General features: G+C 57.8%; 29 protein-coding genes and 3 pseudogenes. 18 read left to right on the top strand and 14 right to left on the bottom strand.

Features of this window, described 5'->3' with window-relative positions:
• The first annotated feature begins 258 nt into the window (after window positions 1-258).
• Window positions 259-543: a hypothetical protein gene (locus tag AC1RPZ_RS11465; RefSeq protein ID WP_493137132.1), complete on the top strand. Its 285-nt coding sequence runs from the start codon at window positions 259-261 to the stop codon at window positions 541-543.
• Window positions 544-612: 69 nt separating this feature from the next.
• Here the strand turns inward: AC1RPZ_RS11465 and AC1RPZ_RS11460 are convergent, their stop codons facing one another.
• On the bottom strand, window positions 613-813 hold the full coding sequence (locus tag AC1RPZ_RS11460) for a hypothetical protein (RefSeq protein WP_493137131.1): 201 nt from the start codon (window positions 811-813) through the stop codon (window positions 613-615).
• A gap of 194 nt (window positions 814-1,007) precedes the next feature.
• Here AC1RPZ_RS11460 and AC1RPZ_RS11455 point away from each other — a divergent pair, with 194 nt between their 5' ends.
• From AC1RPZ_RS11455 to AC1RPZ_RS11445, 3 genes are all read left to right on the top strand, one after another.
• Window positions 1,008-1,337, top strand: coding sequence for a DHCW motif cupin fold protein (locus tag AC1RPZ_RS11455; protein WP_493137130.1), 330 nt, complete (start codon window positions 1,008-1,010; stop codon window positions 1,335-1,337).
• 143 nt (window positions 1,338-1,480) lie between these two features.
• Entirely contained in the window at window positions 1,481-2,110 is a 630-nt protein-coding gene (locus AC1RPZ_RS11450) for a hypothetical protein (RefSeq protein WP_493137129.1), read from the top strand.
• A gap of 19 nt (window positions 2,111-2,129) precedes the next feature.
• Window positions 2,130-2,795, top strand: coding sequence for a helix-turn-helix transcriptional regulator (locus AC1RPZ_RS11445; protein ID WP_493137128.1), 666 nt, complete (start codon window positions 2,130-2,132; stop codon window positions 2,793-2,795).
• 59 nt (window positions 2,796-2,854) lie between these two features.
• On the opposite strand, the gene fabV is transcribed toward AC1RPZ_RS11445, so the two are convergent.
• Window positions 2,855-4,051, bottom strand: coding sequence for an enoyl-ACP reductase FabV (fabV, locus tag AC1RPZ_RS11440; protein ID WP_493137127.1), 1,197 nt, complete (start codon window positions 4,049-4,051; stop codon window positions 2,855-2,857).
• Between the two features lie 281 nt (window positions 4,052-4,332).
• Here fabV and AC1RPZ_RS11435 point away from each other — a divergent pair, with 281 nt between their 5' ends.
• Both AC1RPZ_RS11435 and AC1RPZ_RS11430 read left to right on the top strand, forming a co-directional pair.
• The gene (locus tag AC1RPZ_RS11435) at window positions 4,333-5,700 is read left to right on the top strand and encodes a hypothetical protein (protein ID WP_493137126.1); all 1,368 of its coding nucleotides are present in this window, start codon (window positions 4,333-4,335) and stop codon (window positions 5,698-5,700) included.
• Between the two features lie 126 nt (window positions 5,701-5,826).
• Complete coding sequence (locus AC1RPZ_RS11430; protein WP_493137125.1) at window positions 5,827-6,012, top strand: CopG family transcriptional regulator; 186 nt, start codon at window positions 5,827-5,829, stop codon at window positions 6,010-6,012.
• A 62-nt stretch (window positions 6,013-6,074) separates the two neighbouring features.
• On the opposite strand, the gene AC1RPZ_RS11425 is transcribed toward AC1RPZ_RS11430, so the two are convergent.
• Complete coding sequence (locus AC1RPZ_RS11425; protein ID WP_493137124.1) at window positions 6,075-7,736, bottom strand: SulP family inorganic anion transporter; 1,662 nt, start codon at window positions 7,734-7,736, stop codon at window positions 6,075-6,077.
• 163 nt (window positions 7,737-7,899) lie between these two features.
• Between AC1RPZ_RS11425 and AC1RPZ_RS11420 the strand changes: the two genes are divergently transcribed.
• Window positions 7,900-8,130 carry a hypothetical protein gene (locus AC1RPZ_RS11420; protein ID WP_493137123.1) on the top strand — a complete coding sequence of 77 codons (231 nt, stop codon included), beginning with the start codon at window positions 7,900-7,902 and terminating at the stop codon, window positions 8,128-8,130.
• A gap of 80 nt (window positions 8,131-8,210) precedes the next feature.
• Here AC1RPZ_RS11420 and map read toward each other — a convergent pair whose 3' ends face one another.
• From map to AC1RPZ_RS11395, 5 genes and pseudogenes are all read right to left on the bottom strand, one after another.
• Entirely contained in the window at window positions 8,211-9,002 is a 792-nt protein-coding gene (map, locus tag AC1RPZ_RS11415; protein WP_493137122.1) for a type I methionyl aminopeptidase, read from the bottom strand.
• A gap of 207 nt (window positions 9,003-9,209) precedes the next feature.
• Window positions 9,210-9,440 (bottom strand): hypothetical protein, encoded by a 231-nt coding sequence (locus AC1RPZ_RS11410; RefSeq protein ID WP_493137121.1) that lies wholly within the window; start codon window positions 9,438-9,440, stop codon window positions 9,210-9,212.
• Between the two features lie 225 nt (window positions 9,441-9,665).
• Window positions 9,666-9,746: pseudogene (locus AC1RPZ_RS11405) on the bottom strand (phytanoyl-CoA dioxygenase family protein); the annotation flags it as partial.
• Window positions 9,747-9,778: 32 nt separating this feature from the next.
• Window positions 9,779-10,168 (bottom strand): c-type cytochrome, encoded by a 390-nt coding sequence (locus AC1RPZ_RS11400; protein ID WP_493137120.1) that lies wholly within the window; start codon window positions 10,166-10,168, stop codon window positions 9,779-9,781.
• A gap of 52 nt (window positions 10,169-10,220) precedes the next feature.
• Complete coding sequence (locus tag AC1RPZ_RS11395; RefSeq protein ID WP_493137119.1) at window positions 10,221-11,147, bottom strand: LysR family transcriptional regulator; 927 nt, start codon at window positions 11,145-11,147, stop codon at window positions 10,221-10,223.
• A 218-nt stretch (window positions 11,148-11,365) separates the two neighbouring features.
• Here AC1RPZ_RS11395 and AC1RPZ_RS11390 point away from each other — a divergent pair, with 218 nt between their 5' ends.
• Complete coding sequence (locus AC1RPZ_RS11390; protein WP_493137118.1) at window positions 11,366-12,163, top strand: pirin family protein; 798 nt, start codon at window positions 11,366-11,368, stop codon at window positions 12,161-12,163.
• A 50-nt stretch (window positions 12,164-12,213) separates the two neighbouring features.
• On the opposite strand, the gene AC1RPZ_RS11385 is transcribed toward AC1RPZ_RS11390, so the two are convergent.
• Together AC1RPZ_RS11385 and AC1RPZ_RS11380 are read right to left on the bottom strand one after the other, a co-directional pair.
• The gene (locus AC1RPZ_RS11385) at window positions 12,214-12,984 is read right to left on the bottom strand and encodes a phytanoyl-CoA dioxygenase family protein (protein WP_493137117.1); all 771 of its coding nucleotides are present in this window, start codon (window positions 12,982-12,984) and stop codon (window positions 12,214-12,216) included.
• Window positions 12,985-13,082: 98 nt separating this feature from the next.
• Window positions 13,083-13,703 carry a cell wall hydrolase gene (locus AC1RPZ_RS11380; protein WP_493137165.1) on the bottom strand — a complete coding sequence of 207 codons (621 nt, stop codon included), beginning with the start codon at window positions 13,701-13,703 and terminating at the stop codon, window positions 13,083-13,085.
• Between the two features lie 239 nt (window positions 13,704-13,942).
• Between AC1RPZ_RS11380 and AC1RPZ_RS11375 the strand changes: the two genes are divergently transcribed.
• From AC1RPZ_RS11375 to AC1RPZ_RS11355, 5 genes and pseudogenes are all read left to right on the top strand, one after another.
• Complete coding sequence (locus AC1RPZ_RS11375; RefSeq protein ID WP_493137116.1) at window positions 13,943-14,260, top strand: DUF2388 domain-containing protein; 318 nt, start codon at window positions 13,943-13,945, stop codon at window positions 14,258-14,260.
• Between the two features lie 178 nt (window positions 14,261-14,438).
• Complete coding sequence (locus tag AC1RPZ_RS11370; RefSeq protein WP_493137115.1) at window positions 14,439-14,774, top strand: DUF2388 domain-containing protein; 336 nt, start codon at window positions 14,439-14,441, stop codon at window positions 14,772-14,774.
• 103 nt (window positions 14,775-14,877) lie between these two features.
• Entirely contained in the window at window positions 14,878-16,641 is a 1,764-nt protein-coding gene (locus AC1RPZ_RS11365; protein WP_493137114.1) for an L-lactate permease, read from the top strand.
• Window positions 16,642-16,752: 111 nt separating this feature from the next.
• Window positions 16,753-16,860 (top strand): annotated as a pseudogene (locus tag AC1RPZ_RS11360) (integrase core domain-containing protein); the annotation flags it as partial.
• A gap of 185 nt (window positions 16,861-17,045) precedes the next feature.
• Window positions 17,046-17,313: pseudogene (locus AC1RPZ_RS11355) on the top strand (hypothetical protein).
• 54 nt (window positions 17,314-17,367) lie between these two features.
• On the opposite strand, the gene AC1RPZ_RS11350 reads toward AC1RPZ_RS11355, so the two are convergent.
• Window positions 17,368-17,658 (bottom strand): hypothetical protein, encoded by a 291-nt coding sequence (locus tag AC1RPZ_RS11350; RefSeq protein WP_493137113.1) that lies wholly within the window; start codon window positions 17,656-17,658, stop codon window positions 17,368-17,370.
• 157 nt (window positions 17,659-17,815) lie between these two features.
• The gene (locus AC1RPZ_RS11345) at window positions 17,816-18,715 is read right to left on the bottom strand and encodes a LysR family transcriptional regulator (protein WP_493137112.1); all 900 of its coding nucleotides are present in this window, start codon (window positions 18,713-18,715) and stop codon (window positions 17,816-17,818) included.
• Window positions 18,716-18,926: 211 nt separating this feature from the next.
• Here AC1RPZ_RS11345 and AC1RPZ_RS11340 point away from each other — a divergent pair, with 211 nt between their 5' ends.
• A complete protein-coding gene (locus AC1RPZ_RS11340) occupies window positions 18,927-19,367 on the top strand; it encodes a DoxX family protein (protein WP_493137111.1) in 441 nt (146 codons plus the stop codon).
• A gap of 65 nt (window positions 19,368-19,432) precedes the next feature.
• A complete protein-coding gene (locus AC1RPZ_RS11335) occupies window positions 19,433-20,356 on the top strand; it encodes an NADP-dependent oxidoreductase (protein ID WP_493137110.1) in 924 nt (307 codons plus the stop codon).
• 92 nt (window positions 20,357-20,448) lie between these two features.
• Here AC1RPZ_RS11335 and AC1RPZ_RS11330 read toward each other — a convergent pair whose 3' ends face one another.
• The gene (locus tag AC1RPZ_RS11330; protein WP_493137109.1) at window positions 20,449-22,821 is read right to left on the bottom strand and encodes a hypothetical protein; all 2,373 of its coding nucleotides are present in this window, start codon (window positions 22,819-22,821) and stop codon (window positions 20,449-20,451) included.
• 257 nt (window positions 22,822-23,078) lie between these two features.
• On the opposite strand from AC1RPZ_RS11330, the gene AC1RPZ_RS11325 reads away from it, so the two are divergent.
• Both AC1RPZ_RS11325 and AC1RPZ_RS11320 read left to right on the top strand, forming a co-directional pair.
• Window positions 23,079-24,353 (top strand): peptidase MATCAP family protein, encoded by a 1,275-nt coding sequence (locus tag AC1RPZ_RS11325; protein ID WP_493137108.1) that lies wholly within the window; start codon window positions 23,079-23,081, stop codon window positions 24,351-24,353.
• Between the two features lie 235 nt (window positions 24,354-24,588).
• Window positions 24,589-25,209, top strand: coding sequence for a LysE family translocator (locus AC1RPZ_RS11320; RefSeq protein WP_493137107.1), 621 nt, complete (start codon window positions 24,589-24,591; stop codon window positions 25,207-25,209).
• Window positions 25,210-25,330: 121 nt separating this feature from the next.
• Here the strand turns inward: AC1RPZ_RS11320 and AC1RPZ_RS11315 are convergent, their stop codons facing one another.
• A complete protein-coding gene (locus tag AC1RPZ_RS11315) occupies window positions 25,331-25,645 on the bottom strand; it encodes a DUF3303 domain-containing protein (protein ID WP_493137106.1) in 315 nt (104 codons plus the stop codon).
• Between the two features lie 347 nt (window positions 25,646-25,992).
• Here AC1RPZ_RS11315 and AC1RPZ_RS11310 point away from each other — a divergent pair, with 347 nt between their 5' ends.
• Window positions 25,993-26,313 (top strand): isochorismate lyase, encoded by a 321-nt coding sequence (locus AC1RPZ_RS11310; protein WP_493137105.1) that lies wholly within the window; start codon window positions 25,993-25,995, stop codon window positions 26,311-26,313.
• Window positions 26,314-26,315 lie beyond the last annotated feature (2 nt).

Here is a 26,315-nt window from a genome sequence, read left to right as displayed (position 1 = left end):
AACTTCGGGACATCCCGGCGCTCAAAGTAGGAGAACGCTGATAGGCCTGTATTGAAGAAAAACACCCCCGTGCAGTCCTCGACGTTTCAGATCGAACGCGTCGGTCACCCAGGTGTCATTAATAGTAATGGGATCGCGGCCTCTGACCATCCTCGCACCGTTGAACGGGGAGCGAGTCCAGACAGTGCAGAGTCACCGATAGGGATGTGGCAAGTGACCCTTGCGCTACGCCGAAATCATTGCGAAGGAGATCCACCGATGGTGACTCATTATAAGACTGCCGGGCACCTGGCCTGCGGCCGCCATGGCAGCAACCTCACGTCCACGACTGAATTTGCCCGCGTCAAATGCCGTAGCTGCCGTAATACCGACGCGTTCAAGGACGCCCGAAAAGACGCTCGCAACGCTGCACGACGAGCGGCCCGTAGAGCCAAAGTCGCCCACGCCTCGACTGACTGGCGTACGTCCTGGATTAAAAGACTCAGCGACATGCCGGGCCAGCAACGACTCCCACGGGGGTTCAGCGGCCAGCCCTACGTTTAGGGTGGTGAACACAACTTCAGAGGAACGCCGATGGTTGCTATCGGCGTATCCGGTTTGCGAATTACCAAATCAGTCGTGCTGCAACAGCCCCGAACTGTATACATTGAAGTTGTTGCCGATCGCGCTACCACCAAAGCTCATCTTGTTGGTGCCCTGACCGTCTAACTGACGGCAGCCTTCTGAAAAGCAGGTACTGGTTGTCACGCCAGAGCAAGCGCTCAACAACAACGTGCCGGCGATCAAAAAGACTTTGACGAGGTTCAATTTCATTTTTCAGTTCCACTTGACTGGAAACGAGACGATGCACGATCCGAGATAACCATCCTACGCCGCCAGACCACCCGAAACATAATGAAACATTACGCTCGGACAGCACGGGTTCAGCTTCTAAAGAAGCGCCATCATTTGACAACTCCCCTCCAGCTGGGTAAATCGGTTCTCTTTCCTGACTTCAAGAGCTCGCCATGGATATAGCAGCCATCCCGTTCGGCACCACCGACTGGTCGACCGTCGAACCCACCGTCCACGCCGGTGAACGCGGCAGTGCCTATTGGCGCACTCACCAGTTCGGCGCAATTCGCGTCCGAATGATCGAATACACCGCCGGTTATCTGGCAGACCACTGGTGCTCGAAGGGTCACATCCTGCTGTGCCTTGAAGGCGAGCTACACACCGAACTCGAAGATGGGCGCCAATTCGTGCTGAAACCCGGCATGAGCTATCAGGTGGCGGATAATGCGGAGTCTCACAGGTCGTCGACGGTGACGGGAGCGAAACTGTTTGTGGTTGATTGACCTTGCCTCGCCGGGCCGTAAACGCAGTGATAACTACGCACAAGACGACCGTTGATCTGCGATTTCGGCCCCCGCCCAATAAAAACATATTTATATGCTTCAATTGATATTGTTGGACAATCCCACGACAAGAGGGTGCCGTCATGAATATCAAAACCTTGGCTTTACTGCTGTTGGCGCTCTGCGCCCAGCCCGCCTGGAGTCAAACTCCCCCCGCCTCGCCTGCACCAGCCGAAAGCGCTGCGCTCACCACGCGCCTGTCGATACGCGGCCTTTGGATCGAGCATATTTTCTGGACCAGAAATTACGCGATAGCCAACCAGACCGCTAACCATCAACAAGCCCAGGTCGCCGCCGCTGAAGTCGTAGACAACGCAACCCGCATCGCCAACAGCCTTGCCCCGCTTTATGGCCAGCCCGCTGCCGATCAACTGCTCAAGCTGCTTGCCGGTCACTGGGGTGCGGTGAAACATTACAGCGACGCCACTGTCGCCAAAGACAAGAAGGGCCAGCAGGCCGCTGTCGCAGAACTGACGAGCAACGCCAAAGCCATTGCGGCATTTCTCGCCAGCGCCAACCCCAACCTGCCTGAAAGCACGCTGGTGACGATGCTGGCAGCTCACGGCGGCCACCATGTCGCCCAGATCGACCAGCTCGCCGCGCACGACTATGCCGGTGAAGCGAAGACCTGGCAGATGATGCGCGCCCATATACTGGCGCTGGCTGACACGCTGACGGCGGCACTGGTCAAGCAGTTCCCGGACAAATTCTGATACCAAGCGAGCGCAGACCATGCTTGAAGGATTGGGTCGTACACAGCAGGACCTGCTCAATGCGCTGCTGCACCACGCGGGCGGTATGAGCATTGACGAGTTGGCCGAGAAACTGGCTGTCACACGCACCGCGATTCGCCAGCATCTGGCGGCCCTGGAGCGTGACGGATTGGTGCTGCGCGGCGAAACCCGTCCGACAGGCCGGCGACCGGAGCAGATGTATCAGCTCACAGACCATGCGCGGGAGCAGTTCCCTCGCCACTATCAGTTGCTGGCCAGTGTGCTGATTGAAGAAGTGGCCGACATCATCGGCCCCGTTGCACTGGCTTCGCTGATGCGCCGTATGGGCCGCAAACTGGCGCTGGACCGTGAACGTCAGGTCGTTGACGAAACAAAAATCGTGCAGCACATGAACCAGACGGGATACGAAGCGCAAGTGTTCTTCCGCTCATCCGACGACAAGGAAATCGTCGCGCACAACTGCGTCTTCCACCGCTTGGCTGCGGCCTATCCGGTGGTGTGTGAGCTGGATCTGGCGTTGATCGGGACATTGGGGGGGGCCGAAGTCGACCACACGGAGTGCATGGTACGGGGCGGCAATGTCTGCCGATTCAAACTCCGGCCGATCGAGCGTCAAGCAGAGGCTGAACAGGATGCACCACCCGATCCAGCAACGGCTCGATGATCAGCAAACGGCAGCTGCCTCGCGTTCACGACGTCGAGGCAGCTGTTTACCTTTGAGACTTAAGCCTGGACCAGGTTGGAGATCTTGACGTCCGGATCGACATCAGCCTCGTAGTCCACCCCTTCGATCCCGAAGCCGAACAGGCGCAGGAACTCCGCCTTGTAACCGACAAAGTCGGTGAGTTCGTAAAGGTTGTCATTGCTGACCTGATCCCAGAGTTGCTTGACGCGGTCCTGGACTTCAGGCGCCAACTCCTTGTAATCCGCGCGCAGACGCCCTTCTTCATCCATGACGGGAGGATGACCGAACAAGCTGTCTTTGTAGAGCGCATAGACCTGCTCGATGCACCCTTCGTGTGTGCCCTGCTCTTTCATGACCTTGAACAACAAGGACAGATACAGCGGCATGATCGGGATCGCCGAACTGGCCTGGGTCACTACCGCTTTCAATACCGAAACCCGTGCATCACCGCCCAGGTCCGCCAATCGCTCGCGAATGCTCAGGACTTTCTGATCCAGGTCTTTCTTGGCCGCGCCAATGGAGCCATTCCAGTAAATATCGTGGGTCAGCTTTTCGCCCAGGTAAGTGAACGCGGTGGTTTTCGCCCCTTCGGCCAGAACGCCGGCGTCGTGCAGAGCGTCGATCCACATCTGCCAGTCTTCGCCACCCATGACCTTGACGGTACCGTCGATTTCTTCCTGGGTTGCTTCGGCCAAGGTGGTCACGTTGACCTCTTCCTTGTCGGTATTCAGGCCGCGCTGGGTAACCGACTTGCCGATCGGCTTGAGCGTCGAACTGTAGACTTCACCGGTTTTCGGATCGGTACGACGCGGTGCGGCGAGGCTGTAGACCACCAGGTCGATCTTACCCATGTCGCGCTTGATGGTCTCGATGGTCAGGCGCTTGACTTCATCGGAGAACGCATCACCGTTGATGCTCTTGGCGTAGAGACCTTCTGACTCGGCAAACGTGTGAAAAGCGGCGGTGTTGTACCAGCCGGCGGTACCGAGTTTGCCCTCAACACTTTCACGCTCGAAGAACACGCCCAGCGTCCCGGCGCCGCAACCAAACGCCGCCGTGATGCGCGCAGCAAGTCCGTAGCCAGTCGATGCGCCAATCACGAGTACCTTCTTTGGCCCTGCGCTGATCTGCCCTTGTGCGCGCACATAGTCGATCTGATTCTTGACGTTGGCTGTGCAGCCAGTGGGGTGGGTAGTGACACAAACAAAACCACGAACGCGCGGTTTAACGATCATAAATATCTCCCTCTTCCAAGATGCCGAGAGCCAACACTGGCTATAAAAGTCATAGACGCTGGGAAAACCGAAGCGTCACGGCGGCGGGTCGATTCATCGACCTCACTGTCCGGGCCTATCGCGGATCGAGAGCATACCCTCGATGATTTGAGCAGCTGTTTCCAGTCCGAAATTGGCGTTATTCAAAAACAACCTAACATGGCGCGGTGACATTCTGGACGAACCCGTTTCCATTGCTAGCGTTACCCGTAGAAATAAATCGGGTCGTCAGGAGAAGTCCGGTGAACAAGCCCATGGAAGAGCCTTACGGTAGTAGGCGAAGGACCTATCTGTTCAAAGAGTCGCACCTGAGACCACGGCAACGGGCCCTGCTTCTTGCGCTGATTCTGTTGTTCATCAACGGTGTCGGTCGGTTGTTCATGGTGGAAGTGGTCGGACTTGATGGCGCAATCCTGCAGCTTGTGGTGGTCCTCACTGCCTTCGCCACGGTGATCTGTGGCGCCCCGCTTATCATGTTTCTGAGCATGGGCTGGTTTACCCGCTACAGCGAATTCCAGAACAGCTTGAAAGGGGGGGCCCTGGCGGCCTATCTGCAACGCTTCTGGTCGACCAGTCTCATCCATTCACTCCAGGACGAAGGGAAGCTGAGTCAGAACGGTTCAGTGGATGAGTGGAGAGCCTGCTCCGACAAGAACCCGGAACTGTGCGAGCGTTTGTTTGCACGGATCTACCATGAGCAATATGGATTGGTGCCGTTTATTGTGCCTTTCATCATTCTCTTGTTGGTGGCTTATGCCGCAGCCGCCTTGGTCGCCTCCAACTATGTCATCCCCAACTGCGACCACACGCTTCAAGTGGCGTGCGTATACAAGCTCGGGATTCCACTGCTGGTCAGCTCGCTGGCGGGGGCTTTCATGTTTGTCGTGAGCGACTCCGTCCTCAGTATCCGACGCAAGTCACTAAACATTTCCGACGTGTATTGGTACTCCCTGCGCCTGTTTCTAGCCATTCCTCTCGCATTAGTGATCGCGAATGCCGGTGGTGGAGATAGCCCACATATCGTCACCGCCTTTGCTTTGGGTACCTTGCCGATTGATCCGCTCATGAAAATCATACGAAGACTGGGCTTTCCCCAACTCACCGACCAGGACAAAAGAGACGGCAGTTCAGACAAATTGCTTGTCCTTGAGGGCGTGACACTGCCTGTGGTTGCGACGCTGGAATCAGAGGGCATCAACTCGATCGAGCAGGTGGCTGCGGCGGATCCGGTATTGCTTTCAATCCGCACCGGATTCCCCTTCAGGTTCACCTTGCGTTTGGGCTCCCAGGCTATCGTGCGACGCCATCTGGGGGAAAACGCGGCCAGGCTACTTCCGGTGGGGCTTGCAGATGTCGTCCCGGTTTTCCTGCTGGTGCGGGCACTCGACACCCCAGCGTGGCCAACCGAGGATTCCCCCGAAAAGTACGACGGACCGTTTCCGCGGATCGAGACACCAGATGTCGTTGTCCAGAACGCCGCCGCCCGCCTATTCCCCGATGACAATGACATACAGCGCCAGGCCATCACCCGAATGAAGTTTCGCCAAATTGCAGCCGAAGAATATACGGTGATGCTGGCACGGATAACGCCACCGGATACCGGGTTGTAATGGCAGGGCAACCGTCTCATTGATCACCGTCAATCAGCTAGTCATGACAAACCTGAACGGTGACAAATAAATCCCTCGCCATTACAATTTGATTATCATCGGTCGCTTTAGGGTACCAACAATTCCATGGAAAATAAGACTGCACGACTGACTGTGCTGATTGATCCCGTCAAGAAAAAGGCCCTTGAGGAACTCTGTGCATCTCAGGATTTGACCCCTTCACAGGTTGTCCGTCAGCTTATTCGAGACTACCTGGAGACACATGGCGTGTCCCACTCGACCAAAAGTAAAATTGCAGCCAATGGCAAATGATTCGTCCCAGGATGGGCTGGCACAACAGGAGCCAGCTCATCGCTCTACTACAACGCCCCCGCTCAGCTATAGCCGGGTGACGTGCCGATCTCGTCGCAACTCCTCAGTGCACCACTGAAATCAGCATGATAATGCTCCGAACCGAGTGTTTGGAGTATCCCCGCCTTGTCCAGCTTGCCAAGAACTTTCTCGTTGGCTTCACACAGTTTTACGACAATGCTGCGCTTACGTAAGTGCTCAATGACTTCAAGCAGCGTTTGTAAGCCCGTTATATCCATGAACGGCACTCGCTTTAGACGAATAATCAATGTTCCTGGATCAGTGTGCGTTTGAGCCAGAACACGTTCAAAGGTTTCTGCTGCACCAAAGAAAAGCGGCCCTTCAATGGTATAAACCAAAACGCCAGGCGGAAGATGAACATGACCATTGATCCGCAACTCAACCTCCAGTTCTTTTTCGACCATTTGCTGCACCTCGACTGAAGATGCCATCCGACGCATAAATTGCAGCATGGCGAGAATGACACCGATGTTCACCGCTATCGTTAAATCACTGAAAACGGTCAGCGTGAAGGTGATGAGCAGTATGGCGACGTCGGCTTTAGGGGCTCGCTCGACCATGCGTTTGAAGTGCTTCAACTCACTCATGTTGTAAGCGACGACAAATAAGATTGCAGACAATGCACACAGCGGAATATCCGAGGCCAGAGGCGCCAGGAAAGAAATCAATAGAACCAATGTAAGAGCATGGGTAAATCCCGCAATTGGACTGGTTCCGCCATTGCGGATATTGGTAGCTGTTCGAGCAATTGCACCTGTCGCAGCAAAGCCACCGAACAAGGGAGTCACCAGATTAGCAATGCCTTGGCCGATTAACTCCTGATTGGAGTCATGCTTGGTACCCGCCATACCATCGGCGACAACAGCAGACAACAATGACTCGATCGCCCCCAGCATCGCGATCGCGAATGCCGGGCCGATCAACTCAATCACCTGCGGTATGGTTATTTCCGGCAAACCAATCGCAGGCAGTCCTTGAGGAATCCCCCCAAAAGCACTACCAATAGTTGCGACGCCGGCAAACTGAAAATAAGACTGTATTACCGTCACAACGACCATGGCGACCAAGGGGCCTGGTATACGTCTTATGCCAGGTATTTTGGGGCCCGTGATGACTAGAACCAGACTCAAAAGCGCTAATAATGTCGTGGGAACATGAAGACTGGGGAGTGCCTGGATGAGGTGCCACAGCCGCTCGTGGAAATGCTCGCCGCTGATTTTCGACAAGCCAAAAAAGTCTTTCCATTGCCCCACCCAAATGATCACGCCAATACCGGCAGTGAATCCGACAATCACGGGATCGGGGATGAACTTGATGATGGCCCCGAGCTTGGTGATACCGAGCAGTAACAAGATTACCCCTGCCATCATCGTTGCTATCTGCAATCCGTCGATGCCGTACTTAGCGGTCACGCCAGCCAGAATGACGATGAATGCCCCTGTCGGGCCAGCGATCTGAAGACGGCTCCCCCCAAAGAGAGAAACCAAGAGGCCGCCGATAATGGCCGTGTAAATCCCTTGCTCGGGCTTGACGCCTGAGGCAATGGCGAATGCCATGGCCAAGGGTAGCGCCACGACGCCGACGATGACCCCAGCGACAATATTTCGAAGCCAATGCTCGGGCTTTAACAGGCCTGCTTTCCAAGCTTCTCGTATCGCAATCATGTCTAGCCTCTCTCTGGTAGCATGTGCACACTATTCACATAACATGATAATAGTAAAGCAATTGAACTACCCTTGGCACAGCACTCGAGCGCGCTGGAAATCCAGTGCTGAAAGGTCAAGAATCATGCTCATGGACAGAATGAGTCCACGCTCGGAGGTCCGCATGAAACGCGAAGAGGTCAGAACCAAACACGGCGAAGGCATGCACTTCGACACGCATGTGATAGTCAACCCGGCCAATACGAGCGAATGGATCATCCTGTTCAAAAAAGAGGTGGGAAGAAGTTATTTTCTGGTCAATGACAACGAAGAAATCGAGTCATTTGGGCATCTGGATGACCTGATCCATGAACTTCGGGAGATGGGCATCAAGTCCGCCGAGATTCACTTCTGATTGTTCCTCTCTTGGAGTTTGATCCTGCCAGCAGGTTGAGCACCAGACCAAGTTCCCCGCGCAAGGGAAAAACTGCTGACTTAGAGAATCGCCAGATACTCCTCGGTACTGTCAGGCCAAGGGGTCAAAACCTCGAAGCCATCGTTAGTTACCAGGACCATGTGCTCCCATTGCGCCGAGAGCGAAAGGTCCTTGGTGACCACCGTCCAACCATCGCCCAGCGTCCTTACATGGTGCTTTCCAGCGTTCAGCATTGGCTCGATGGTGAAGATCATGCCCGGTTTCAGTTTCAGACCCTCACCAGGGTTCCCATAGTGAAGGACCTGAGGCTCATCGTGGTAAACCATCCCGATGCCGTGACCACAGTATTCGCGCACAACGCTGTAGCCCTCACGGTGCGCAACCGTTTGAATGGCATGTCCGACATCACCTAGCGTGGCGCCAGGACCAACGACATAAATACCAGCACACATGGCCTCGTAGGTGGTATCCACTAGCCGGCGAGCTTCAGGGCTTGGCTCACCTACAAAGTACATGCGGCTTGTATCACCAAACCAACCATCCTTAAGGACCGCGATATCGATATTGATAATATCGCCTTCCCGGAGCTTTTTATCCGACGGAATTCCGTGACATACCACGTGGTTGACGGAGGTGCATACGGTCTTGGGGAAACCGTGATAACCGACGTTGGCCGGGATCGCCTTCTGCACATTGACAATGTAGTCATGACACAGCTGATCGAGTTCGTCGGTGGAAACGCCTGGTTTGACATGAGGTGCAATCATGCTCAAGACCTCGGCAGCCAGTTTGCCCGCGGCGCGTGACAAGACAATTTCCGCCGGTTTTTTAGTTGAAACTTTCGCCCTCATTACTTGACTCCAGAGACTAAATTAACAGGTGTTCCTTGAGAGCAATAAACGGGAGTAGAACGGGGTGGCGAGATCAAAGTCTCTGGTGCCTTGTTTATCGCGAAACTGGATGTGTCTGTTACCAACACACACAGACCCTAGAGCCTCACTCGGGCTAGACAGATGCTCGATCCTGACAGGCAGGATGACACGCCAGGGAAAAACAACTCAACAATGAATTTCAGCCACCTTGATACCGATATCTCGAAGCTCATGAATCAAATCATCCAGGTGCCGGAATGATTCCACTTCCTCATTGTCATTGACCAGGAAGAAGCTTCTTCCTGCATTCTTTTTGAAGAAGACTATCCACTCTTGGGTGTTAGCCGGATTGGCAATCAAATGGGTGTCAAATTGAATGCCTTCTTCGTGTTTGGTTATTACGTCCTCACGTTTCATGCGGGTCTCCGAGCGCTCACGTATTTCTGTTCTCATGCATGATTTTGCGTCCGCGCAACGGATCAGGAGGCATCGCTGATACCTGACTCCAGGCGCGAGCCGGCTGCTTGCTCATTATCACTGCATGATAATATTATGCACATATGCCAACTCAGAGGCTAGTCATGAGCAGAATCGGTGAATCAGTTGAAACACGCCGGCTCGAGCGAATGTACTGCCTGAAGCTCAGTCGTACTCCGCTTCCTGATGTTCTCCCGGCAGGCGCCGTTGACGTGGCGTCGCGGCAGCCGGCACGCTGGGGTTGAAGCTGTTCATCAAAGCTCAGGATGAGGTACAGATTATTGCGGCTGAAACGTCTGAAGGTAGGCCAACAGGTTTTCGATCTTTTCTGGGTCGCTGATACCCCAGAAAATCATGCGGGTTCCAGGGACCACTTTTTTTGGAGCTTCGATGTAGGCGGCCAGTGTTTCGCGGGTCCAGACGACGCCTGAGGATTTCATGGCGGACGAGTACTGGTAGTCCGTCGTGCTTCCGGCATGGCGCCCAAAAATGGCATTGAGCTGCGGACCAAAAGAACCCCGTGCCGAACCCCCGACCTGATGGCAGCCACCGCATATTCGGTTAAATAGTTGCTCGCCCGCTTCGGCATCGCCGGCCGCTTGTGCTTGCGTGCTGAATACCCCTGTATTGAGCATCAAGGCGAAGGTTAGTACTGCGGCTTTCTTCATGTTCTGGCTCCAGATCGGGTGTTGCTTACAGCAAACGCTGGCGGCTATTTCATCATGCACGGTGTGCTGGCAGGTCATTGCTTTGCGCCAGAGCATCTTCGCGCAAATGCCGAATAACCTGCTCGACGAAAACGCTGACCGCGCGCGGCACCTGTCGACGGCTGGGATAGACAATGTACAAGCCGTTGTTGAAGCGCCCATGATCGGGCAAAACCTGCGTCAGCCGTCCAGTTTGCAAACTCTCGCGCAAGATCGCCATCGGCAACAGGCAAATGCCCAGACCAGCAATGGCCGCCTTCAACTGGGCCTGCGCGGTGTTGGCACTAAGCCGGCCCGTCACCTCGACGCTGACGGGACCTTGTGGCCCGTCGAGACTCCAGGCGGTACGCGGGGCCTGCCTAGCGGGTCGAATACATTCGTGCAGCGAAAGCGCCTGCACCGTCTGCGGCGTACCGCGAGCCTGCAAATAGCCGGGGCTGGCCGCCAACACCTGGCTGCCGGTGCCGACCCTTCGCGCTACCAGGCTCGAATCCGGCAAATCACCGGCTCTGATGGCGACATCTATCCCTTTGTCGATCAGGTCATCCCGGCTATCGCTGAGCAGAAAATCCAACTGCACGCCGGGGTACTGTTGAAAGAACTCGGCTACCCAGTCCATCAGATAAACGTCGAAAAAATCGGCGGGGGCCGCTACCCGCACAGCGCCGCTCGGTTCCTGGCTCTCCCCTGCCAAATGGCGAGCCGCCTCTATCACGTCATTGACCTGCGTTGCACTGCGATCGTGCAAGGATCGTCCTGCGTCGGTCAGTACCAGCTTACGCGTGGAGCGCTGCAACAAACGCACCCCCAAATGTTCTTCCAGCTGACTCACACGACGACTGAGGGTATTGGCGGGCATGCCCATGCGCCGCGCGGCGCCCGCAAAACTGCCTGCCTGAACCACCTGAACAAACATCGCAACTTCATTAAGATCCAGCACCGTATTACTTCCATAGATGGACGAGTTCAAGCCAACTATACCCGCTTATCAACCTATAACCGGCTGGATACGCTTACCCTAACTTCGTAAAACCATTCGGGTGCGACATGACACTTTCGACAACGACATTGAGTCCCCTCTCCTCTCCTCAAAACGCTACCTCGCGCGGCATAAGCCTGCGCACCCGCGGTCATGGGCACGGCCCCATTGTTCGGCTCATGAGCCCCTCGGACCTGGGCCAGTTACTCAAGCCGTTTGTGTTTCTCGATCTGTTCGGGGCGGATACCTCGTTCATTGGCAACATGCCGCTGCATCCCCATTCGGGGATCGCGACCATTACCGTGATCACTGAAGGCAACCTGTGCTTTGACGATCCGGACGCAGGTACCGGACTGATTGGCTACGGTGGAGTCGAATGGATGCGTGCAGGCGCGGGTGTCTGGCATGGTAAAGAAATGTCTGCCGGCACCTCGGCGCGGATCCAGGGGTTTCAGCTTTGGATCGCGCTGCCCGCTGACCTGGAAAACGCTCCTGTCGACAGCCAGTACCTGGAAGCATCTGCCATCCCACAGGTTGGGCCGGCGCGCGTCATCGTCGGAAACTACCAGGGTATCCAAAGCCCTGTACGTGCCCCCTCCGGCCTGAACTATCTGTTGGTGACACTGGCTGCGGGCCAACGCTGGGAGTATCAGCCTCCGTCTGGACACGAGATTCTTTGGCTCAGCGTCAGTCGAGGAACGGTTTATTCGCCGGAGCTTATCCAGGCGGGAGAACTCGTCGCCTTCAAGCCAGGTAACGGTGCGTTGAAACTTGAGGCCGGGGATCAGCAAGACGCGGTGTTTGTGCTGGGCTCGGCCATTCCTCACCCGCACGACCTGAAGATGGGTAGTTACTCCGTGCACACTAGCCTGGAAGCGTTGAAAGCCGGGGAAGCAAAAATTGCAGAGCTGGGCAAACGTCTACAAGCAGAGGCCCGACAGCGGTCCGGGTCGGGTTCAGTACCGATCTACAAATGACGCCACCTGGAGCGTGACAAACCCGCTCTGGATGCGGTCGCGAAAACAGGTCAGTCGTATTCCGCTTCCTGATGCTCTCCCAACAGGCGCCGTTGACGTGGCGTCGCGGCAGCCAGCACGCTGGGGTTGAAGCGCCAGTGCAGGTAGGGCGAAAACTTCTGCGCCACCATGCGCCGGCCGTAATGTACCTGCAACAGGTAGCGCGTGCGGTCGAGCGTTCGGTTGTCACTACCGGCGTGCCACAGCTCACTGCGTAACATCAGAACATCGCCGGCCCGACACAGCACCGGCTTCGCCGTACTGCCATGCCACTGGTTTTCGCTGCGAGCAGGCGCCCGTCCTGCTCGGTGGCTACCGGGGATCACCCGAGTGGGACTGAGGTCGGCATCGATGTCGTCGAGATAGAAGTGCGCGGTGCAGATCTGCATCGGCAACTCGAAGGCGGGGTCGGCCAGCAGACTTTGTGGCAACTCCATCGCCAGGTAATCCAGATGCAGTTCGGCCCCGACGAAACCGGGATGGCAGCGCCAGGCAGTCTGGCCGATGATGTGACAATCGTCTCCCAGGGCAGCCTCAGCCAGTTCGATGATCCCGCTCAGATCGAGAAACGGCAGCCAAAACGGGTCGCGGTTGAAGACGCACTTGTAATGATCGAGCAGGCCGCTGTAGTCCCAGTGCTCGGGCTCAAGGCCATCTATAGCCGTGCGCAGCGTGATAATCTGGGCGCCATCCAGCACGCCGGGCAGCACCACGAAACCGTCTCGGTGCAAGGCCCGCAGACGGTTGGCGGTCAGTGATGACAAGCGCTCGGTGGTGTCCATGTGGCGCACCCGGCAAATGCAGATAACTCCCACTCATACTGGCACTGCGTGGGGTACTTCGCCATGTTTGCATCCTGACGAAGTCTGAGCGAACGCGCCTATCGCGCGGTGCCGTCGTGAGGCTTATAGAACAGAAATTTTCTGGTTTCTGCGGTCTTGATGTATTCCTTCGCCCACTCAGGCTTCACCTTCTTGCCATGGAAATACATAGCGCCATGGGTTCGGTCCGTGAGTTGGTGGTTGAGCGCTTTTCGCGCTATTTCCGTGGCAATCGCGTAGGGAGCATCCTCGTCGGCATGATCCGAACGCCGATCACACCACCACGAAAACTGGCAGGCATGCTTTTCCGAGCCTTGTTTGACCACCTCGCACACCGTACCTGGAAAGCCTTCATGGCCCAGGCGGTTCAAAACAACACTGGCGACGGCTTCCATGTCGGCCGGTTCCCCACCTTTGGCCTCCCAGAAAATAGTGCGTGAAAGGCAGGTGATTGCATCCTTCAAAGGTGCTTTGCCTGCCGGATCGACCGCCTGTGCTTCAGAGGGTGTGATGACCTCGACCTTGGGCACTGGAGCCGCACTGCCCTGTTCTGCAGTCTTCTGTTCCAGGACCTGCGCCTTGTCCATCGCCGCTTCCTTGTTTTGCGCCTGATCGGCCGCTCTCGCCTGGCCCCCGAGAAGAGCTATTGCGAGGCAGGTGGCTATCCATATCAGGCGCATGGTCGAACCTTCTGACTGAGTCATGTTGGCGACTCCGCTTATTGGGTCGACACCGTAATAGGCCAATCATTCCAACAGACTGACCGCAGGCAGCAATTACCGCTGCATATTGCCCTGCCCCTCCCTCAGCCCTCTGCTTTGTTTGCGGACATGCCAACGACGGGGGAACTCCTGACTGCCGCCACACCTCCAAAACTATGTAGCACATCCGTTGCCTCACCCTTTCGGAGGACGCCGTCATGCGTCGCACACTTGTCATCTCTTCGCTAATACTTTGTCTGCCCTTTGGTTCGGTCCTGGCCAAAGTGGATGCGGGCGATGTCGCCACCTCGGCCGGGGTTTCCGCATCGCTGTACTCGACCTTCAAGGACCACAAAATGGTCATTCCCGCCCGCGATGACGCCTCCAGCTTCGTGGCGAGTGGCGGTGCAATTCGCGGCGCCTATCTGGAGTCAGAGTTGAAGCAGATTCGACGCGAACACCCAGACCTTAAGGCCAGCGACGAGGATCTGGCCAAAGCGATCCTCATTCAATCCGAGGCACCTGCTGGTCGCTAAAGGTGTACGCACCTCAGTGGTGGCCTTGGGCGTTCACCGGGATGATTGCGTTGGCATATCGTCCAGGCCCTCGGCCTCTGCACCAGCATCTGCCACCGACCGGGAACTCCTGTCTGGCGCCACGTATCAAAAAGCATAAGGTCGGTCATTCAGGTTTCATGTTTTCGGAGGACTCGCCATGCGACGTATATTCCTCATTCCTTTGCTGGTGCTTTGTCTGCCCTTTGGTTCGGCCATGGCCCACAGGCACCATTACCCCGATATTGATGCGCGAGACGTTGCGACTTCGGCAGGGATTTCCGTGTCGTTGTACTCGACGTTTAGAGACGACAAAATCGTCAGTCCAGCCCGCGAAGAGCTCTCCAGCTTCGTCGCGAGTGGCGGTGCAATTCGCGATGCCTATCTGGAGTCGATGTTGATGCAGATTCGACACGATCATCCAGGCCTCCAGGCAAGTGACGAAGAACTGGCCGAAACGCTGCTTGTTCAAGATCAGCTGCCTGCCGGTCACTAGAGGCGCGGCGGACCTGCCCGCCCGCCGCGCATTGCCACCTATACTCACATCCACCTGCCCCCTCGGGGCCTGCACTGCCAACAATAAAAAGCAGAGGTGGAACATGGTCTGGCAGCAAGTCTACGATCCCTTCGGTAATCCGCTGGTCTCGACCCTCATGGCGGCTTTGCCGGTAGTGGTGATGCTCACGTCCCTGGCGTTTTTTCATGTCAAGGCGCATCTGGCGGCCTTGCTGGCGCTGAGCACGGCCTTGCTGATCGCGATCTTCGCCTTTGGCATGCCGGCGAACATGGCCGGTTCCGCCGCGCTGTTAGGCGCCGCCACCGGCCTGCTGCCGATTGGCTGGATCGTGCTTAACATCATCTACCTGCATCGGCTGACCACTGAAAACGGCTCGTTCAAAGTCCTGCAAGATTCCCTCGCGCGCATCACCGACGATCGTCGCCTGCAATTGCTGCTGATCGCCTTTTGCTTCGGTGCGTTCTTCGAAGGGGCGGCCGGGTTCGGCACGCCGGTGGCGGTGACCGGGGCCATTCTGATCGGGCTGGGTTTTTCGCCCCTCGCCGCGTCCGGTCTGGCGTTGATCGCCAACACCGCGCCGGTGGCGTTCGGTGCCTTGGGTACGCCCATCATCACCCTGGCCAAGGTCACCGGGCTGGATGAAATGGAACTGTCGATGATGGTCGGCCGGCAGTTGCCGTTCTTCTCGGTGCTCGTGCCGTTCTGGTTGATCTGGGCCTTCGCCGGCTGGCGCAAGATGCTGGAAATCTGGCCGGCGATTCTGGTGGCAGGGGTCAGCTTCGCGGTGCCGCAGTTCTTCGTGTCCAACTACCACGGACCGATGCTGGTGGACGTGATCGCCGCGCTGATTTCCATGGCCTGCCTGACCGGTTTCCTCAAGGTCTGGAAGCCGGCCCACGTGCACACCTCCGCCGCCCTGTCGGGACGCGTCGACGACTCAAAAATAGATGAGTCCCAAGAGGCAAAGCCGGTGGCCAGCGCGACCTTTGCCAGCGATGCCCGGCCCGCCGTTATGCGCGCCTGGATGCCCTGGATCATTCTCACAGTCTTCGTCTTCGCCTGGGGCACTCAGGGCTTCAAAAACATGTTCGATACCCGTCCGGCGATGGACCCGCAAACCCACTCGGCCAAGCTCGATCCCCAGGGTAAGCCAATGAGCGAGGCGAACCCGATCTTCGCGCCGGCCCTGACCTTCACCACCCTGCACTTGCAAGTCGAGAAGGTTCCGCCCGTGGTACCGCAGCCTAAGCCTGAGGAAGCGATCTACAAATTTACCTGGTTCACCAGCACCGGCAGCGGCATCTTGCTGGCGGCGATCCTCGGCGGGCTGCTGATGGGCTATTCCCTCCCGCAACTGGTGAGCCAATACCTGCGAACGCTGTGGGTGGTGCGCTATTCGCTCATCACCATCGCGGCAATGCTCGCCCTCGGCTTCATCACCCGCTACTCCGGCCTGGACGCGACCATGGGCCTGGCCTTCGCCGCCACCGGGATCTTCTACCCCATGTTCGGCACCCTGCTCGGCTGGCTCGGCGTGGCCTTGACCGGCTCGGACACGGCGTCCAACGTGCTGTTCGGCGGCTTGCAACGGGTGACTTCAGAACAACTGGGCATCAGCCCGATATTGATGGCCGCCGCCAACAGTTCCGGCGGGGTCATGGGCAAGATGGTCGACGCCCAATCCATCGTGGTCGCCTCCACCGCCACCCGCTGGTACGGGCATGAAGGGGAAATCCTGCGCTATGTGTTTTTCCACTCCATCGTGCTGGCGATTCTGGTGGGAGGGCTGGTCACATTGCAGGCGTATGTGGTGCCGTTCAGCCATTTGGTGGTGGGCGGGCATTGATCGGCGTGGGGCTGGTTTTCTTCTGGTAGGCGTATGCCTGGACTGTTCGTCCGGGCGTGGCGCCTGGCAGTCAGCATCGCGCGCTCTTACACCAACCATTCGATCTTCTTGCGCAATTTGACAATTGCCTTCGAACACTACAACGAGCAGCATCCGCACAGCGCCCTGAACTATCGCTCGCCGAGGGAGTTTAGGCGATTGGTGGCAGCACCAATTTAACAGGGTGTTGGTGTCCGGTTTTATAGGGGCAAATCCAACCCACACGCTCTACATCAATCTCAGAAGTGGCGCTCTAGCTACCCGTAGTAACAAGACCTATAGTCCCTAAGTCGCCCACCCAGCGACCAGGTTTGGCGACCTGTCGATCGGATCAGTCCCTTCCAATCTGATTCGGAGCTCCACCCATGGATAGATACATGCCCCTCACCGGAATCGACTTGATCCCGGCCTCCCTGCTCATCGACACCCAAACCCCGCTCGACGTGCTGCAAGCCACCGCCGACTACCGCATCGGTCACTCAGGTGCTGGAAAATATCGCTTTTCGTGCCGACATCGAGACCGACACGGTGGTGCTGGCCGACTTCGCCAAGCTGCTGGCCATTCCGTTGCGCGATGGGTGTGATTTGATGGATGTGATCGGCAGACGCTTGCGGGCGCAGGCGTCGAAGTAAATGAAAACAGGCGCCTTGAAGGCGCCCGTTTTGTAGATCAATCGGAAGGGCGCGCTATTTGATCTGCACAATGACCGGACCTTCCGTTACGATCGGCGGGTTCGCGTGGATATTCGAGGCATTTTTCTGAATCCAGTCGCGCGCGACTTTCAAACTCGCATCGCTGCCGGTCTTGTCCGTGCAAACAGTCACCGCCGTACCGCCATCACCCGTATTCAGCAGTGTGTAGCTGACGAGGCCAGGCACTTTCCGCAGGGTAGCTTCGACGTCGGCATTGCGCTCTTCTAAAAGCTTGAAAAGCTGCTTTGCTCCAGCACCCAGGTAGGTTCTTATAACCGCATACATAGTCGTCTCCTTTGGGAGTACCGTCTTGATGCCAATCCAGATCCGTTGATGACCGCCATCACTCAGGTTTCAATTCGCCCCGATTTATTAAGCTTAGCCAAGCGCCGGCGACAAACGAAATGCAACGACCACCGGCCCTGTTGGAATGGCCAGTGCTTTATTCGAGTTGCTGCGCGAAGCGCTCGATCAACCATTTTGCCGCCGGACCGGGCGGTGTATCCGTGCGATAGAGGGCGTCGAAGCTGTAGACACCGCTTTTGAGGTCCGGCATGTCGAGTTGCACAAGGCGGCCTGTCGCCAAGTCATCCCTGATCATGGGCAACGGCATGTTGCCCCAGCCGATTCCTTCCTTGAGTAGCATGTGTTTGGCCCCTAGATCCGCCAGGCGCCAGGTCCTCGTGCTGACGACGGCGAAGTCTTTGCCTTGGGTCAAGGGTGAGCGATCCGACAGCACCAACTGGACATGCTCGCGTCCAGCGCCTGGGGCGTTCAGCCGAGCCACGGCGAGCGGGTGGCTGGGCGCTGCGACGGGCACCAGTTCGACGCTGCCGATACCGATGCGCTCGATGCCATCGATGATGTTATCGAGTGGGCCACCCACCCCGATGCTGGCCTTGCGATTGAGCACGAGCTGGGTGACGGCACCCAGGGCTTCCATATGGAGATGCAGGGATACGGTCGGAAAAGTCTCCTGGAATGACTTGAGCGCATCGACCACGCGCTCGGCAGGCAACATCACATCGAGCACCAGATGGATTTCTGCCTCCAGGCCTTGCAGCAGCCCCTTCACCTTGGCCCGTAGCCCGTTGACGCCATGGGTGATGGTGCGCGCCTCGGCGAGCACGGTGCGTCCCGCATCGGTCAGCTGAGGTTTGCGCGTGGTGTTTCTATCGAAAAGAACAACGCCAAGCTGCATCTCCAGATTGGAAATCGAGTAGCTGATGACTGAAGTGGCTCGGTGCAGCTTTCTGGCGGCGGCCGCAAAACTGCCGACCTCGACAACCGTCAGGAATACACGCAATTGATCGAGAGTGGGGGTACCTGGGTCTGAGATCATTTCGATTTCCTTGAACGCCTGCGGGGAGTTTATGCTGATTTCACGTGCAGTAGCGCCTCAAAAACCCGATGGGAAGGACGTGAGTACATGTCGAAAAACCAGAACGTAATCGTCGAAATTAGTCGACTATTAAGATTGTAGGGTGGGTGGCAGACTTTCTTCCATGCGGCGCTCCATGGTGGATGTGCCCTACTTGATGGAAGAACTTCACATGCCCCAATCTACCGCTACTACCTCCCGCGATACCCATGAACTGTCTAGCTCCGTCACGACTACCGCCACGGCTGCTTTGGTCGGCCGTGTGTTCCTCAGCACTATCTTCATCCTCTCGGGCATCTCCAAACTGAGCGCCCCGGCGATGATGATCGGCTACATCGGTTCGGTGGGTTTGCCGTTCCCGCAACTCGCTCTGGCGTTGGCCATCATCATCGAAATCGGCGGCGGTATTGCGCTGATCGCTGGCTACCGCACCCGTACCGTTGCGCTGGTGCTTGCCCTGTTCAGCGTGTTCACCGCGCTGGCATTCCATAGCGGTCTGGGCGATCAGAACCAGTTCATCCACTTCTTCAAGAACATCGCCATGGCGGGCGGCCTGTTGCAGGTCGTCGCGTTCGGCGCCGGTCGCTTCAGCCTCGACGCCCGTCGCCGCTGAGCCAATGGCGCCGCGGTGGATGAACGCTTCCGGGTTTCATCTTCGACATCATCCGAGGATTCACCATGAAAGCCATACGTGTGCATGAATACGGCAGCCCAGATGTGCTGCGCCTGGAAGACCTCGCCGACCCGCTTGTGAGTGAGGGCGAGGTGCTGATCGACGTGGTGGGTGCGGCGGTCAACCCGATCGATTGGAAGATTCTTTCTGGCTCCATGAAAGCCTTCATTCCGTTGCCGTTGCCCTACACACCGGGCGCCGAAGTGGCTGGAACGATTGCCGCGATCGGCAAGGGTGTGAGTGGTTTTGCTGTCGGCGATCAGGTCTTTGGGTTTATCGGCATCGTCGGTGGATATGCCACAAAAGCCGCTGTGCCAGCAGATCGTCTGGCGCTCAGGCCGCGCAGTCTTTCCGCCCATCAGGCCAGTGGTGTGGCAGTGGCGGCACTGACGGCCTGGCAAGCGTTGCATGAGCATGCGGGCATCAAGGCGGGTCAGCGAGTGCTGATTCACGGTGCCGCCGGCGGAGTCGGCAGCATGGCCGTGCAGATAGCCAGACAGGCCGGCGCCACGGTCATTGCCACCGCTTCGAGCGGCAACCATGGCTATCTGGAAAAAATCGGCGCGAACCAGGTGATCGACTACCGTAGCCAGGCGTTCGAGGATGTAGTGGCGGATGTGGATATCGTGCTTGACCTGATTGGCGGCGAAACCCAGCTACGTTCCTGGAAGGTATTGAAGCGTGGCGGGGTTCTGGTCTCGCCGGTCAGCGCGCCGAATGCGGAGTTGGCGAAGGTGCACGGCGTTTCAGCGAAAAATTTCGCCACTCGGCCGGATGGCAGGCAACTCACGGCCATCGCCGAGTTGTTCGATGCAGGCCAACTATCTGCAAAGGTCGAAGTGTTTCCGATCTCGCAGGTGAAGCAGGCCGTGGAAAAAAGCAGGGCCGGACATACACGTGGCAAAATCGTACTTGATCCTGGCCAATAACAATCAGGCCATAACAGACCGAAAGCATACAGGCGATGGCTTGATTGCATCGCCTGATCGGCAATTAGCTCAAAGAGTGGCAATGGCGGTCTCTATCGACGAAAACCACCACCACCACCACCACCACCACCACCACGCTCGGTCTGGGTGTAGCGTCGGCTCTGGGCTGCACCTCGCTGTCGATTCTGCATGTCCTTATTCAACTCACCAACAGGCACCTGTCCGCTGGATCTGTTATAGCCGCCTGCAGGATTTTGTGGAGTGCCCCCACTTGGCCTGTTCGCAGCCGATGGCGCCGGACGCTGCTGTTGAGGGCTCTTTGCTCTTTGCTGGGCGGTGGAGGAGTTGGCAGTCTGCCTTCCGGTCTGGCGCGGTTGTTGAACACTCTGCTCAGTCGGTTGCGTGCCCTTTGGTGTGGGCTTGTTGACCGATGACCAGGAACCCTCTTCGTATTTCTGCCAGCTACCATTGGTGTTCTTGTAGACACTGCCGTCACGCCCGGCGTACATGTCGCCGTTCGCGGTTTTACCCGCCGCCGCGCGGCCGTTGACGCTCGTGCTGGCAATAGCCTTGCCGCCTGCCGAATTCCGATACGTACCGACCGACCCCTTGGCCGTCGTCGTATGCTGCGTCGCCGCCCACTGGTTGCCCTTCGTGACGACAGAACTTCCCCACTGGCCGTACGCGTTCGAACCTTGGCGCGTAGCCGCATAGCCGCCCGTGTAGGGATTGTAGGCCTGCGCCACACCGGCGCTGCCGTACCGCCCGGAAGCCGTCGCGCCGCGTGCATAGGTACCGGTATTCGGATTGTACGATGCGCCCCATTGCGCGCTGCCGTTCGGTCCGTAAGCGCCTCTTCTCACGCCACTGGCTCCCGTATAAGGGTTGTACGTGTGATAGCCGTAGGGCACCGGACGCGGATAATAGACCGGATAACGTCCTGGTCCCCGACCGATGTAGGGTGGATAGTAATACCCGTTGCCGTTCGCAATGATCGCGCCAACCACCGCACCGGTAATAAACGCGCCGACATACCCCGCCGTGTAGCTCGCCTGCACGCTGCCGCTGGGCGTGACCTGTTGCGTGACATAGGTCACGTTATAAACGGGCGAACTGGGTGGGATCGTATAGATGACCTGGGGCACAGACGTGGTGGTTTGCCAGGGGCCGGCGGGTGACGAAGCATCGAACCACACGCCTTTAGTGCAGACATAGTAACGATTGTCCGCCTTGATCACTTTGTCAGGTGTGTTCGTTGCGTACGAGAGCGCAGTGCCTTGAATCGGCTGGAACTCGGGTTCGCCGTTGTACGAAACCTTGACTTCGCTCGCCGCCGCAGCAGGATTCACCTCGACGGTTGTCGGGATCTGTGCGAGCAGAATCGCATCTGCGGCTTCCGGTGTACCGGGTACGGAACTGAGGACCCAGGCGGCCGCGCTGTCGCGCGGAATCTTCGCGAAATCGGGCGGTAACTGATTCGTCGCAAACGTCCACGGTCCGCCCAGTGCGGGCGCAGAAAACCACCGGCCACCCGTCAGATAGTAGAAAGTCCTGGTGGGTGAAAAGACAAACACATCACGCTCGGTATTCTTGGCGAAGACCAGCCCGGTGCCGGGAATCGGTGTATAGACCGGCTGCCCGTCGAAGGCAATCAGCTCAGCAGGGGCACTGCTGAAGAACACCCCTGGCGCCTTGGTTTTTTGCCCTTTAGGTGGCGGAATGTAGGGTTTCAGGTCTGCCCAGGCGGGATCGGAAGGAACCTTGGACATCGTGGCGGGAAGCGCTTTCGTTTCTGCCCATCCGCTTTTCAGGTCGGTCGATGTCATCCATGACTGCCCGGTGAACAGGTAGTACTGGTGGTTGGCGTTGTCGGTAAACAGCGGCCAGCTGGCATTGACCACGAATGAAAGGTCTGAATCCTGAATCGGCGCGAGCGTCGGTTCGCCGTCCACAAACAGCAGGATCGCCGGCCCGTAACTCACGAAGATCGCCGGCGGATCGTTCTTGACCTCTGTCACCGGAGGCGTTTTTTTGTTCTCCACGCTCGCGACCAGGCGGTCGACTGACAGGGTCAACGAAGCCTGCGGATTGAGAAACTTGCGCACAAGTTGATCCAGCTTTTGGCTCGTTGCCTGGTCCGCACCGGGGAACGCAGTACTGACAATTTGCGGGCTGCTTAATAATGCGTTGCGACTGTCTATATCCACATCGGTATGCGTTTGTAACGTGACCACGCCGACCTGTGGTTTGCCCCCGGGCGGGGTGATGTTTATCGCCATACGACCGGTCAGTTCCTTGAAGTCCGTCCAGTCGTCGATTTGTGGCTGGTAATAGGTAAGGGTCGCGCCGTCCCGGACAACTTCACGCGGCCAACCGGGGTCTAGTGTCGCGGCGCGGATCGGCTGGATGGCAAACAATGCCAATGCCAGCGCGAATACTCGGATGGGCTGTCTTGATGTTGCCATGTTTCTCTCCTGACTCTCCTCAATGACATTACCGCCGCGCGGCCAGCCCTTTGACGGAAGGCGATTGAGCAGACGCTGGGTTGATCCTGGCGTTCGGGTCACTATCGCCGTCAGGTATGCGGACCTATAAAGATAGTTGACTACAGCGCGCAAGCAAGATTGCTCGTCGGTCCGCTTGGCTGGAAAGCCGGGTCTATGCGGTGCTTCGACAACGACTAAGCTTTTGAGATTGCCCCTCGTCTCCCAAGGAGATTTCTGTGAGCGCCACTCCCCTGTCCGAACTCGATGCCGCTCTGCCCGGTTTGGCCCGCAAGATCCGTGTGCTGGATGCCCTGGCCTGGCCGGATGGGGTCGAGGAGGTATTCCTGGCGCATTGGCGCGCCGGGCATGCAGAACTGCCCAGGGTCGAGCTGCGCCCGCGCGAGCACAGCGCCGACATCGCCGCCCTGGAAGCATTTATCGGCCGCTGCGATGAGGGGCATCCGGCCGGGCGCTACCTCGCCATGACGGCACGCAGCTATGCCACGGCAGGGCGCATGCTGGGTGCGATTGGCACACCTGCCTTCACCCGGTATTCGTCAGCGCTGTACCGGCGCCCGGACTTCTATTACCCGAGTCAGAACCTGAGCATGCTGGACGCGGCCCATTTCTTTCTCAAGACCACTGACGCCCTTCTGGGCGGTGCCCGGATTCCACCGAGCCTGGCCGAGATCCCGGCCGAGGCCTTTGCCGCCTGGATGCAGCCGGAACTGGACCGCTTCTTCGGCCCGGGACGGATCACCGTGGAACTCGATCCGACCCTGGCCGCCAAGGCCATTGCCGGGGCGAGCCGCATCCGCCTACGTGCCAGCGCCCTGTTCTCTGAATTGGACAAGAACCAGCTATTGCAGCATGAGGCATTCGTGCATGTCGCCACGGCACAAAACGGCGCGCTCCAATCCAACCTGAAAAGCCTGGGCCTGGGTGCGCCACGCACGACCCAGACTCAGGAGGGCATCGCCACTCTGGCCGAGCTGTTCACCGGCAGCATGGACATCAACCGCCTGCGCCGCCTCGCCTTGCGCGTGCTCGCGGTCCAGCAGGCGCTGGATGGCGCCGATTTCATCCAGGTATTCGAAGGTTTTCTCGCGGCCGGTCAGTCGCAGGAGGAGTCCTTCCGCTCAACCCAACGGGTTTTCCGCGGCGCCAACCTGCGCGGCGGTTCGGCGTTCACCAAGGATGCCGCCTACCTGACCGGCTTGCTCAGTGTTCATACCCTGCTGCGCATTGCAATCCGCGACAACCGGCCGGAACTGGTGGGCTATCTGTTCGCCGGGCGCCTCAGTCTGGGTGATACCGTACGCCTGGCGCCGCTTTTCGAGTCCGGCTGGCTGCAGAAGCCGGTCCATCTCCCGGCCTGGGCCGCCGATCTGCGTCGACTCGCCGCCAACCTGGCCTTCTCCGCCTTTATCGCTCAGATCAAGCTGGATGTGCTCGATCTGGACGTGCTCATGGCCTTCGCAGACGAGCATGAGACCGATGCCAGCGCCTGATCGGCACCCGGCGACAGCATCAATCAACTCGCAAATCGCTGGGCGATATCATCGATCAGCAACGGCTGATCGAGTCGAAGTGGCTGACAGGCTGGTCGCAAAGCGGCCCTCTTCTTCGCCTACTCACACAAATAAATCTGCCCCCCCATTTCACGCAACGAACACAGACGAAAAAGCCCGGCCAAGCCGCCCGACACCTGTGATAAAAATACCGTCCCTGCTCTTGGAGGCTGCCATGGATCTCGCCACGCTTACGCTATTCCTTCCCGCCTGTTTCGCCCTGAACATGGCGCCCGGCCCGAACAATCTGCTCTCGGTCAGCAACTCGACCCGATACGGCTACCGCACGTCCTGCGTGGCCGGGCTTGGGCGTTTGCTGGCGTTCGCCGGGATGATTGCGTTGGCCTCAGCCGGGCTGGCGGTGGTACTGCAAACGTCGGAGCTGCTGTTTTACGGGATCAAGATTCTCGGTGCGGCGTATCTGTTCTACCTCGCAGTTCAACTCTGGCGAGCCAATCCGCAGGCTGAAAACGCAGTCGCCAACGCGCCGATTGGCATCATGGCGCTGGCTCGGCAGGAGTTTCTGGTAGCGACCGGCAACCCGAAAGCGATATTGATTTTCACCGCGTTCCTCCCGCAGTTCGTCGACCCGACGAAAGCCGTGACGCCGCAGTTTGCAGTGCTGGGTGCGTTGTTTTTGTGTCTGGAATGGATCGCCATCAGTGCCTACGCCTACATGGGTTTGCACATGCGTCGCTGGTTTGCCGAGCCACGCGGCAAGCGGATTTTCAACCGTTGCTGCGCCGGACTGTTGTCGGCGGCGGCGTCTGTGTTGCTGATGGCCCGCCGTGCTTGAGGCTTGGGCTCAGGGCTCAGGCGCGATAGCGCCGGGCCCCTTTTGCCGGTTTTATGGCTGAAAGGCAAAGCCCGAAAGAATTTGCCCGCCGTCTGATCGAAGCTGAAAGCAATTGCAACCATCACTGGCGTTTCAGTCCATCGCGCCAGGTAATGGCTTCGAGTTCGACCCGGACCGCGTCCTCGACAGCAATCACCGGGCGCGCCTGGAATTCAAACGCAGGAAACGTCGAGCAAACCTTGTGAACCGCCAGCGGATCGTCGCAGTCCACCAACATGTGTCCACCCCACTCCCCCACACGCACGACAAACACTTCGATCTTGAAATTGTCGGGTGCTTTCCATTGACTGAACACTTCAAGGATCCGTTTCTGCGCACCCTCGTACTCCGCAGGCGAACCTTGTGGGCGTTCGAACCAACTGATCATGTACTTCATTGCACTCCTCCTCTATTGCATTGATGCCCTCGCAACGACTACTGCTTGAGCTTGCACACCCTGGACGGGCCTGGTGGATAGCATTCGGCAGCACGCTCTACCGATCTGACATGCGGCGTTTGGGAAGGGAGTGAGGAAATACAACGCAGTTATGCGCTATGACGCCTCCCTTTGCGTGCGGACTTCACCACTGGAGGATAGTTCTCGATGCAGCGCAACGCTAACCAGTGCGGACAACGGATGTTATGGTAATCCGACTGTATCCCGCCTCTGTCACTCACGGGAGGCAGGGCGCCGAGGCCTCTTCCGGAGGCTCACGATCTTTTTCAGCAAACGGAGTCACCTACATGGAAGTCATCAATCAGTTGCAGCCCGCAGAGTGTGCAGGCATGGAGGACATCCGGCGCGAGATCGATGCCCTTGATCAGACCGTTATCAAGCTGTTGGGCAAGCGTTTTCATTACGTGCTGGCTGCCTCGAAGTTCAAGACATCGGTGACCTCGGTGCGTGCTCCGGAGCGTTTCAATGCCATGCTGGCGACACGTCGCGAATGGGCCGAGGCCGAAGGTCTGAGTCCGGATGCAATAGAGAAGATGTACAGCGACCTGGTGAACCACTTCATTACCGAAGAGATGAAGCACTGGGCGGCTCACCCATCCGAAACCTGAAA

It is taken from the genome of Pseudomonas sp. GW822-FHT02D10, assembly GCF_058802345.1.
This window is presented reverse-complemented; position numbering and strand designations above follow the sequence as displayed.